Source organism: Cyanobacteriota bacterium (assembly GCA_025054735.1).
Classification (GTDB): Bacteria; Cyanobacteriota; Cyanobacteriia; order SKYG9; family SKYG9; genus SKYG9.
In genome coordinates, this window is record JANWZG010000155.1 from 1 (window position 1) to 8,227 (window position 8,227).

The 8,227-nt window shown below is 48.2% G+C and carries 11 protein-coding genes; 2 read left to right on the forward strand and 9 right to left on the reverse strand.

Annotation, left to right across the window (positions count from 1 at the left end; translation table 11 throughout):
• Window positions 1-88 precede the first annotated feature (88 nt).
• On the forward strand, window positions 89-832 hold the full coding sequence (locus NZ772_09125; protein ID MCS6813713.1) for a GUN4 domain-containing protein: 744 nt from the start codon (window positions 89-91) through the stop codon (window positions 830-832).
• Window positions 832-1,620 (forward strand): YdcF family protein, encoded by a 789-nt coding sequence (locus NZ772_09130; GenBank protein ID MCS6813714.1) that lies wholly within the window; start codon window positions 832-834, stop codon window positions 1,618-1,620. The genes NZ772_09125 and NZ772_09130 overlap by 1 nt, the downstream gene beginning before the upstream one ends.
• 157 nt (window positions 1,621-1,777) lie before the next feature.
• Here NZ772_09130 and NZ772_09135 read toward each other — a convergent pair whose 3' ends face one another.
• The 9 genes from NZ772_09135 to NZ772_09175 form a co-directional block, all read right to left on the reverse strand.
• Complete coding sequence (locus tag NZ772_09135) at window positions 1,778-2,368, reverse strand: Uma2 family endonuclease (GenBank protein MCS6813715.1); 591 nt, start codon at window positions 2,366-2,368, stop codon at window positions 1,778-1,780.
• Window positions 2,369-2,623: 255 nt separating this feature from the next.
• On the reverse strand, window positions 2,624-3,349 hold the full coding sequence (gene rph, locus NZ772_09140) for a ribonuclease PH (protein ID MCS6813716.1): 726 nt from the start codon (window positions 3,347-3,349) through the stop codon (window positions 2,624-2,626).
• 3 nt (window positions 3,350-3,352) lie between these two features.
• A complete protein-coding gene (locus NZ772_09145; protein MCS6813717.1) occupies window positions 3,353-3,907 on the reverse strand; it encodes an adenylate kinase in 555 nt (184 codons plus the stop codon).
• Between the two features lie 162 nt (window positions 3,908-4,069).
• Window positions 4,070-5,008, reverse strand: a complete 939-nt coding sequence (locus NZ772_09150) for an SPFH domain-containing protein (protein MCS6813718.1) — start codon at window positions 5,006-5,008, stop codon at window positions 4,070-4,072.
• Window positions 5,005-5,382, reverse strand: coding sequence for a hypothetical protein (locus tag NZ772_09155; GenBank protein ID MCS6813719.1), 378 nt, complete (start codon window positions 5,380-5,382; stop codon window positions 5,005-5,007). Before NZ772_09155 ends, NZ772_09150 begins: the two co-directional genes overlap by 4 nt.
• 276 nt (window positions 5,383-5,658) lie before the next feature.
• Window positions 5,659-5,943 (reverse strand): DUF427 domain-containing protein, encoded by a 285-nt coding sequence (locus tag NZ772_09160; protein ID MCS6813720.1) that lies wholly within the window; start codon window positions 5,941-5,943, stop codon window positions 5,659-5,661.
• Window positions 5,944-5,992: 49 nt separating this feature from the next.
• A complete protein-coding gene (locus tag NZ772_09165) occupies window positions 5,993-6,676 on the reverse strand; it encodes a carbonic anhydrase (GenBank protein MCS6813721.1) in 684 nt (227 codons plus the stop codon).
• Between the two features lie 47 nt (window positions 6,677-6,723).
• Window positions 6,724-7,038: a P-II family nitrogen regulator gene (locus tag NZ772_09170; GenBank protein MCS6813722.1), complete on the reverse strand. Its 315-nt coding sequence runs from the start codon at window positions 7,036-7,038 to the stop codon at window positions 6,724-6,726.
• Between the two features lie 3 nt (window positions 7,039-7,041).
• The gene (locus NZ772_09175; GenBank protein ID MCS6813723.1) at window positions 7,042-8,013 is read right to left on the reverse strand and encodes a sodium-dependent bicarbonate transport family permease; all 972 of its coding nucleotides are present in this window, start codon (window positions 8,011-8,013) and stop codon (window positions 7,042-7,044) included.
• Window positions 8,014-8,227 lie beyond the last annotated feature (214 nt).

The following is an 8,227-nucleotide window of genomic DNA, read 5'->3' on the forward strand; positions in this document are numbered from 1 at the left end:
TACACTTAGAAAATCGTTCTCAGCTTGTACGCTATGCCTTTGAGCAGGGGTATGGTGTTCCCGCTGAGGAAACCGCTTCCTAGGTGCTATGACCAGTGTTTCCTCAAATTTGCCATTAACTCAAGGTGTATCCGATTCCTCATCGATTGACCCAGTAGCAGACTTAGTGTCCCAACTGGCTGCCGAGTCTGTCAAAAACCAGTTGCGATTAATTCGGGAGTTGGCTGACAAGGGGCAGCTTGGCCTTCAGGTGTTACTTGCATTTTTGGTTGCCCGTCGTGGTCAATTTCCCACGATCGCTGACGGATCCGCTTATCAGGCATTAGTAGCCGCTCAGTCCGAGCAGATTGCCGCTAGCTTGCAGGCGCAGTTCCCCCAAGGGCTTGTGCCCATGGAATCCGTAGCAAATGTCAACTACTTACCCCTACAGCAGGCATTGGCCGCCCAAGATTTTCAAACTGCTGATCGCTTGACCTTACAGGCGCTGTGCGAACTAGCTGGCAGTGCCGCGGTTCAACGTAAGTGGCTTTACTTTAGCGAAGTCAAGACCTTTCCAGTGACTGACCTACGCACGATCGATACCCTCTGGCGAATTTACTCCGAAGATAAATTCGGGTTTTCGATACAGCGGCAACTGTGGCTGAGTGTAGGCAAAAACTGGGATGCACTATGGGTTAAGATTGGGTGGAAATCAGGCAACGAATGGACTCGGTATCCCCAGGGGTTTACCTGGAACCTGTCAGCACCAAAAGGACACCTACCCTTATCGAATCAGTTGCGTGGTGTGCAGGTGCTAGCATCCTTACTGAACCATCCTGCTTGGGACACGTAATGTTTTTATTCCTGTCAAAGCTATTGCCTCTGTTTATTTATCCCCTAGGGTTGTCTTGCCTGCTGTTGGTTGTGGCATTAGTCACTCTGTGGAAATGGCCCAGAGTAGCTGCTAGCACTATTGTAGGTGCGTTGGTGCTTTTACTGGGTAGCAGTAATGCCTGGGTCAGTGATAGCATAACTAAGTTCCTAGAGCGACAATATATACCTGCTGCCCTGCCGGTCGCAGATGCCATTGTTGTCCTGGGTGGGGGCATTAAACCACCCCATCCACCCCGTCCTGCGCCTGATGTTGCTGAACCGGGCGATCGCATCCTTTACGGCGCTCAGTTGTATAACGATGGCAAGGCTCCTTGGTTAATTTTGTCAGGGGGTAGAGTTGTATGGCGACAAAGCGGAGAATCAGAATCTGCTGATATGGCAGTGTTAGCTCAACGATTAGGAGTACCAGCATCGGCAATTATAGAGGAGCCAACATCACTCAATACCTATGAGAATGCCGTGAATATAAAGCAAATCTTGGATGCACGGAAACTAAAACGAGTTTTGTTGGTAACCTCTGCCTTACACATGCCCCGATCGCTGCTGATTTTCCAGAAACAGGGCATTGAGGCCATTCCTGCCCCCACTGATTTCCTTGTTGCTGATGAACCCTTGCCTCCAGAAGGAGAGCCAATTCAGGCGATTGTCCTCAAGACGCTGCCGGATGCTGCCAAGTTGCATCAGATTAGCCTTGCTCTCAAGGAATACATTGGGCTAGTTGTGTATTGGCTCAAGGGATGGCTTTAACTGTGACCAATATTCTCTCTATAGACTAATAGACTAGGCTTCATCCAGCAGGTGTTGGATGCTCATGGACGGCTATGTAGGTGCTGTTCCCCCTTTATCAAGCAGAGAATAGATGATACCCGTAGCCCCGTCAGATATAGCAATCTAGGGCTATTGGCTAAAGAGTATCAGTGAAGAGTTGATCGGGGGTCAATGTCAAAGCGGGCACAACTAGGGATGAAATGGGAGCGTTTCCAGTGAAGACAATCGATTCATAGACCCCTTCTACCCAGTGGCAAACCGTAATCTGGCGTTCTTCTGGATCAACAATCCAATATTCACTAATGCAGCGGGCGGCATATTCGGTGTATTTGTGGCGGTAGTCACGGTTGCGATCGACAATACCAGGGGACACCACCTCAATAATTAGAGCAGGCGGTGGCATATCTCTGGTAATCACGGCTCTAGAAAGACCTTTCAACGCAGCAAATGATTCTTCGGTATGCACCATCAAGTCCGGTAAGCGACACCGAGCAAGCCGACCGCTCACTTCAATTTCTGTATCTTTATGGGCGATTAAATAGTAGGGAAGGTGTTTTAGGAGTTCGATGTAGAGCCGTTGGGCGATGCGATTATTTTCAGGACTTTCGGTGGGCATCTCTACTAGCTCTCCATCCTCTAGTTCGTAGCGGGTATCACTACCGTCGTTGTAGGCGAGGTAGTCTTCAAAGGTAAGGGGTTTGAGGCTCAAACTTGGAGTTTGGGTCATGGCAGCAATATGAACAAGTTGGTGTTTATTGTAAGGCCAATTTTTCTATTTCTGGCTCTACAGACATACGGTCTAGACTCAGATCCATCAGCGTTCCCTATGCAGGAGCTATCAGTGAAACTGCCCTTTGGGGCTAGCAAGCGTCTAGTGTGATAGCTCAGAGCATGGGGTGAGAGTGGGATGCCAGTCGGGGAAAACCTTTTAAGGAGATCAGCCAGATGCTAATAGTCTTACCGATTCATAGTTAGCGAGGGGCTATGGGGTGCTAGCAAGGGCATCTTTCTGAGCACAAAGCAATTGTTTAATACCGATTTCAGCTAAATCTAGTAGTTGATTGAGTTGAGTACGAGTAAAGCTGCCATTCTCGGCGGCGCCCTGCACTTCAATCAGTTCCAGTTTTTCATTCATCACTACATTGAAATCAACGGTAGCGGCTACATCCTCTGGATAGTTCAAGTCTAACAATGGCTCACCTTCTACCAGACCAACGGAAACGGCAGCGATCGCACTTTGGATGGGCGATCGCTCTAGCTCACCCGTTGCCATCAACCATTTCACTGCATCAACCAGTGCTACAAAACCACCTGTGATTGCGGCTGTCCTGGTACCAGCATCGGCTTGTAGTACATCTGCATCTACCATTATCGTGCGTTCACCCAAAGCACTCAAATCTAGCGATGACCGCAGGCTCCGCCCAATTAACCGTTGAATCTCTTGAGTTCGCCCAGAGAGCTTTATGCCCTCGCGCTCTTGTCGCTGAGGTGTTGCGCTAGGAAGCATCCGATATTCTGCCGTCAGCCAGCCTTTACCTGAGTCCACAAGGAACTTAGGCACACCGGGTTGCACACTGACCGTACACAACACCTTTGTATCACCGCAATGGGTTAATACAGATCCATTGGCAAATCTGGTAAATTGACGTTCAAAACGAACTGGACGCAATTGATCAAAGCGTCGATTGTCTGGACGCTGCCATGCCATAGATCACACTACCCCGATCGCACTTAAAATTGCTTGATAAACCTGCTCAATGGGCTGGTCACCATTTACCCGCACGAGCCGCTTACTTACTTCGTAATACTCTAAGATGGGCACTGTACGTTCTTGATAGCGGTCAATTCGGCGTTGAATAACGGCATCAGTATCATCCGAACGTGCCCTGGCTAGCGATCTTGCTACTAAAACGGCTGTAGACACATCTAAGCAAATTACTTGTGTCAGTTGTTGTTTGAGTTCAGCCAGTAAGAAATCCAATTCCTCGGCTTGAAAGGCAGTGCGAGGATAGCCGTCTATGATCCAGCCATTGACAGCATCTGGCTGCAGCAGCCGTTGACGCATGAGTGCAATCATTTGATCATCAGGCACTAGGTCACCTGCTTCTACATAGGAACGCACCGCATGGCCTAGTTCAGTGCCATATGCAATCTCCTGCCGTAGTATTTCGCCAGTAGAGATCCAGGGCACACCTAAACGCTGTTGTAACGCCTTTGCCTGTGTTCCCTTACCGGATCCCGGTCCACCCAACAGTATCAGCCTCACAACATCTACTCCTGCTTGTCCTGAAAGTACAGCCTACAAGGTATATGTCACATTGGTAGGCGTTAGAGCTGAAGATTTTAGATTTTCAGGCCTATGGGGCTTAGCTAGGGTCACTAAAGCTAGGCGATCAAGATTTGGTAGTGCAAGATTTGGTAGTAGCGGTTACCTAGGCGGGCGCTCACTAGTTCCGGAACCAAGTTGCACATTGGGTGTTTGGATAATGGCGGCTTGCTGACCATTCCACTTTTGTACCCGTGATTGCTCTACCTCTAGGCGTTTTAATTCCAACAGTTGTGGTGTAATGGAGTTTGCTAGGAGTCGGTTTGCCTCTGCCTCTGCTTTGGCTCGTTCGATCGTCACCTGAGCTTCTCCCTTTGCTTGGGCAACTTTGGCAGCCGCTTCTGCCTCCACCTTACGACGGTTAGACTCAGCGGTTTGAGCAGCCTGCTGAGCAGCAAACTGTTCATCAATGCTCTTTTGAATGTCCGGTGGTAATCGCAGTGGGGAAAGTAGCGATACATCCTGGACTACAATCGTTGGGAAGCGCTTTTGCACACAGTCTGTCACACTATTGACCAAGCGCTGTTGACTTGTAGGTAACATCGAAGGGGTGAGCTTTAACTCTTCAGCCACTTCTGTGAAGCAATTGCGTAATCCATTGCGGAGTTCGTTAGCTCGGAAGGCATCGGGTGTTTTGCGATAGGTTTCATAAAATTCATGCAACTTAGTCTTCTGGGATCCAGAAAGTAGTTCGGTGGAGAAGCCGAAGGAAACCCCTACATCCGCTGAGACTGGACTGCCACCGACTGAAAAGACGATCGATTCATCGACGGGTGACCCTTCTGTTAAGTCTTTCGTAAAGGGGTAGGTGTTGATGTAGGTAGGAAACACAACCACCTGCTCGGTGTAGCCGTTGTACCAAACTCTGCCTGTAACGATCCTGGCATTCTCAATGCCTTTGTTGCCTCCATATAGTTGAATTTTAAGGCCAGTAAATCCAGGTTCTACAGTGGTAACACTAGTGCCAGGAATCACTCCACAGGCACTAAGGCTAATAGCTGCACTAGCGATCGTTAGCCACTGGGTGATTTTGACTATCATTGCTTGATCACTCTCCGTAATACTTCAATTGGGGATTCATTATGCAATTGCAAATCAGGATCCTCTCGCATTATTGCTAGCATGTCCAAGTGTTCTGCTACCTGTGTAGAAGGCAGCTCTAAAAAGTCGAACACTCCCAAATAACCATAGTCCGGAAATCGAGCTACCAAAATTTGTCTTGCCTTAAAGGCATCAACTACTTGAGTGATCACGTATAGGATTGACCCAATCAGCAGGCAGAACACTAGGAGCCATAGCAAGAAACCAATAAGGGGGTAGTTAGAGTTCAGAAATACTGGTGCGATCGCAATTAACACCAGTGACATCAATATCTCCACAGTGGCTATCACAATCCATCGCTTTACTACATCCATAACTCCTCAAATCAGGATCAACCAATCCCCCTTAGCAACAATCTACTCGCAGGCGTTGTTGAACGCAAATCGCAAATATAAATTGCCCTCATCCTCAGGGAGAAGCACAAGCATCATACCCCTGGGCAGCAATGCCCTACCTGCAAACCTAGGCGATGAACTGTAGAGGATCTAGTCGTTCATAGTTAGCACCATTCACCTCGCTGCTGTCTGTGGAGAGCAGCACTCACCGATGTTGATCAGCTAGATCCTCTGTTCCTGATTACCCAGTCCTCTCTATTTCTCGACGGTTACCCCTTTCCAAAAGGCGACATAACCTGCAATGTTTTTGGCTGCATCTTTAGGTGCAGGGTAATACCAGGCAGCATCAGGATTGGTTTTACCATCGACAACGATCGTGTAGTAACTAGCAACTCCTTTCCACGAACAGGTGGTGTGGGTGCTACTGTCTTGAAAATAGGCCATGTTTACCGAGTCAGGCGGAAAGTAGTAATTGCCTTCAACGACTTCACAGCGATCGCTCTCTGCTAACACTGCTCCATTCCAAATTGCTCGTGCCATAGTGCTTGCTTAAATCACATCACTTTATATTGTGACGGGCAATGAAAGATTATGCGACAATTGTGACGGCACCACTGTCTAGATCATAGCGACCACCTACAACTTTCAACGCACCTGCTTGCATCCGCTCTGTCAGCAACGACGATTGCTGGAGCCGCTCGATTTGATAGCGCACATTAGCATCAACAGCATTGTTAACCATATCTCCAGCTTGCCCCTTGACTCGTTCTACCGCAGGCAAAATGGCGTTCACAAATGAGCTAATCTCTCCAGGCAGGGGCTTGTTGCTAACCGCAGCCGTCACCGCTCCACAGCGCTCGTGTCCCAACACCATTAACAATGGTGTATTTAGCAGGGCAACTGCATATTCAATGCTGCCCAACGCTTCGGGTGTCACAATGTTGCCTGCAATTCGGATATCAAACAGGTCGCCAATGCCCTGATCAAAAATAATTTCAGCCGGAACTCGAGAATCAGCACAACTCAGGATTACTGCAAACGGGTGCTGTGCTTGAGCTACATCTTGAAGGCGTTGTTGACTTTGATGGGGATAGGTAGGCTGATGCTGCACGAATCGACGATTGCCTGCAAGCAACTGGTTTAGGGCATCATCAGGGGCTATTGCAGGAGGATTGGCAGCATGGGCTGGTAGACTATGCCAGAGGAGGGCAGCAGGCGATGCGATCGCCAACATACCAGCACTTCCTAATTTCAATAGGTGACGACGGTTCATAGGACGAGGCTTTTAGAGTTTTAGAGACAGATTTCAAGCATTGATCGCTACAGTGATGCTACACAGCGTAGAGAACGAATCTCCATGACATCAGAGACATAGCAAGTGCCCCCAAATTTGTTGAGTATAGGCTTGATATGCTCTACAACCGGTTTGATTTGGTCGGGCATACAGAATGCAATGATGTACACGTTATCTAGCATGGTCATGTCTAGATCTTCTGTATCTGCGCCGCGTAACCCCCTGCCTGACACGTTGTGAATCACTGCATGACCATGAACACCAGACTGATGTAACCCTTCCAAAATTTTGCCTAGCTCAAAGGAGTTGGCAATAATTTCAATTTTTTTGACCGGGTGCATAACTCATCTCCACAACAGGTTGATTCCATAGAGGTAAAGGGGAATCCCCACCACAATATTGAACGGAAACGTTACAGCCAAAGCAGTTGACACATACAGACTAGGATTGGCCTCCGGTACTGTTAACCGCATCGCAGCAGGAACAGCAATGTAGGAGGCACTGGCACACAGCACCGCAAACAACAGAGCATCTCCCTGGGACATGCTAATAAACTTGGCGATCGCGATCCCCAGACCAGCGTTGACTAATGGAATTAGTATGGCAAAGGAAGTTAAGAAAACCCCAGTTTTTTGCAAGTCTTTAAGACGGCGGGCGGCAACCAAGCCCATATCCAGCAGAAAGAAGGTGAGCACCCCATAGAACATTCCCTGAGTGAAGGGTTCTAGCACTTGCCAGCCATGCTCTCCGGTGATCACACCAATGATTAAGCTGCCGACGAGCAAAAACACAGAGCTGTTGAGAAATGCATCCCTTAGGACTTCAGACCAGGCCGTTTCTCGCTCACTTTGCTCGGCAGTAAATAGGTTGACCAAGATCAGCCCTACAATGATGGCAGGTGATTCCATCAAGGCTAAGGCTGCCACCATGTAGCCATCATAAGCAATGCTGAGTTCGTTAAGAAAAGCACTGGCTGTAATGAAGGTAACAGCGCTAATGGAACCATAGGTAGCTGCGATCGCAGCAGCATCATAGGTTCCTAATTTCCAGCGCAGAATAAAGAAGGTATATACTGGCACTAAGCAAGCCATGACAATTGCTGCCAAAATGGTGAATATCACATCTTGAGTGATGCCACTCTTGGCAAGTTCTACACCACCCTTGAAGCCGATCGCAAACAATAGATACAACGACAACAGCTTGGGAACTGGTGGTGGAATTTCTAAGTCAGACTTAACTAGTACCGCAGTAATACCCAGGAAAAAAAACAGCACCGGTGGGTTTAAGAAATTGGAGACAATCAGACTTACATCCATGCCGACTGACTCCTAAGTTGATGTAGACTCATCCTCAACCACAGATTCTTCATAGCAGCAATAGGCACAACAACGAGCAATAACTGGATAACAGGGCTAAGCAACCACAGATGGGTAAAGAGAATACGTAATGAGCCTCAGCGTACAGGCACTTATTGAAAGTGCTGATGCTCTGTAATGTTACTTATTAACCCCTACGTTCCGGGATCATAGT

Bases quoted from the DNA above. Each gene is read 5' to 3' on its own strand.
- NZ772_09125 (MCS6813713.1), top strand. From the start codon at position 89: ATGACCAGTGTTTCCTCAAATTTGCCATTAACTCAAGGTGTATCCGAT.
- NZ772_09130 (MCS6813714.1), top strand. From the start codon at position 832: ATGTTTTTATTCCTGTCAAAGCTATTGCCTCTGTTTATTTATCCCCTA.
- NZ772_09135 (MCS6813715.1), bottom strand. From the start codon at position 2,368: ATGACCCAAACTCCAAGTTTGAGCCTCAAACCCCTTACCTTTGAAGAC.
- rph (MCS6813716.1), bottom strand. From the start codon at position 3,349: ATGGCATGGCAGCGTCCAGACAATCGACGCTTTGATCAATTGCGTCCA.
- NZ772_09150 (MCS6813718.1), bottom strand. From the start codon at position 5,008: ATGATAGTCAAAATCACCCAGTGGCTAACGATCGCTAGTGCAGCTATT.
- NZ772_09155 (MCS6813719.1), bottom strand. From the start codon at position 5,382: ATGGATGTAGTAAAGCGATGGATTGTGATAGCCACTGTGGAGATATTG.
- NZ772_09160 (MCS6813720.1), bottom strand. From the start codon at position 5,943: ATGGCACGAGCAATTTGGAATGGAGCAGTGTTAGCAGAGAGCGATCGC.
- NZ772_09165 (MCS6813721.1), bottom strand. From the start codon at position 6,676: ATGAACCGTCGTCACCTATTGAAATTAGGAAGTGCTGGTATGTTGGCG.
- NZ772_09170 (MCS6813722.1), bottom strand. From the start codon at position 7,038: ATGCACCCGGTCAAAAAAATTGAAATTATTGCCAACTCCTTTGAGCTA.
- NZ772_09175 (MCS6813723.1), bottom strand. From the start codon at position 8,013: ATGGATGTAAGTCTGATTGTCTCCAATTTCTTAAACCCACCGGTGCTG.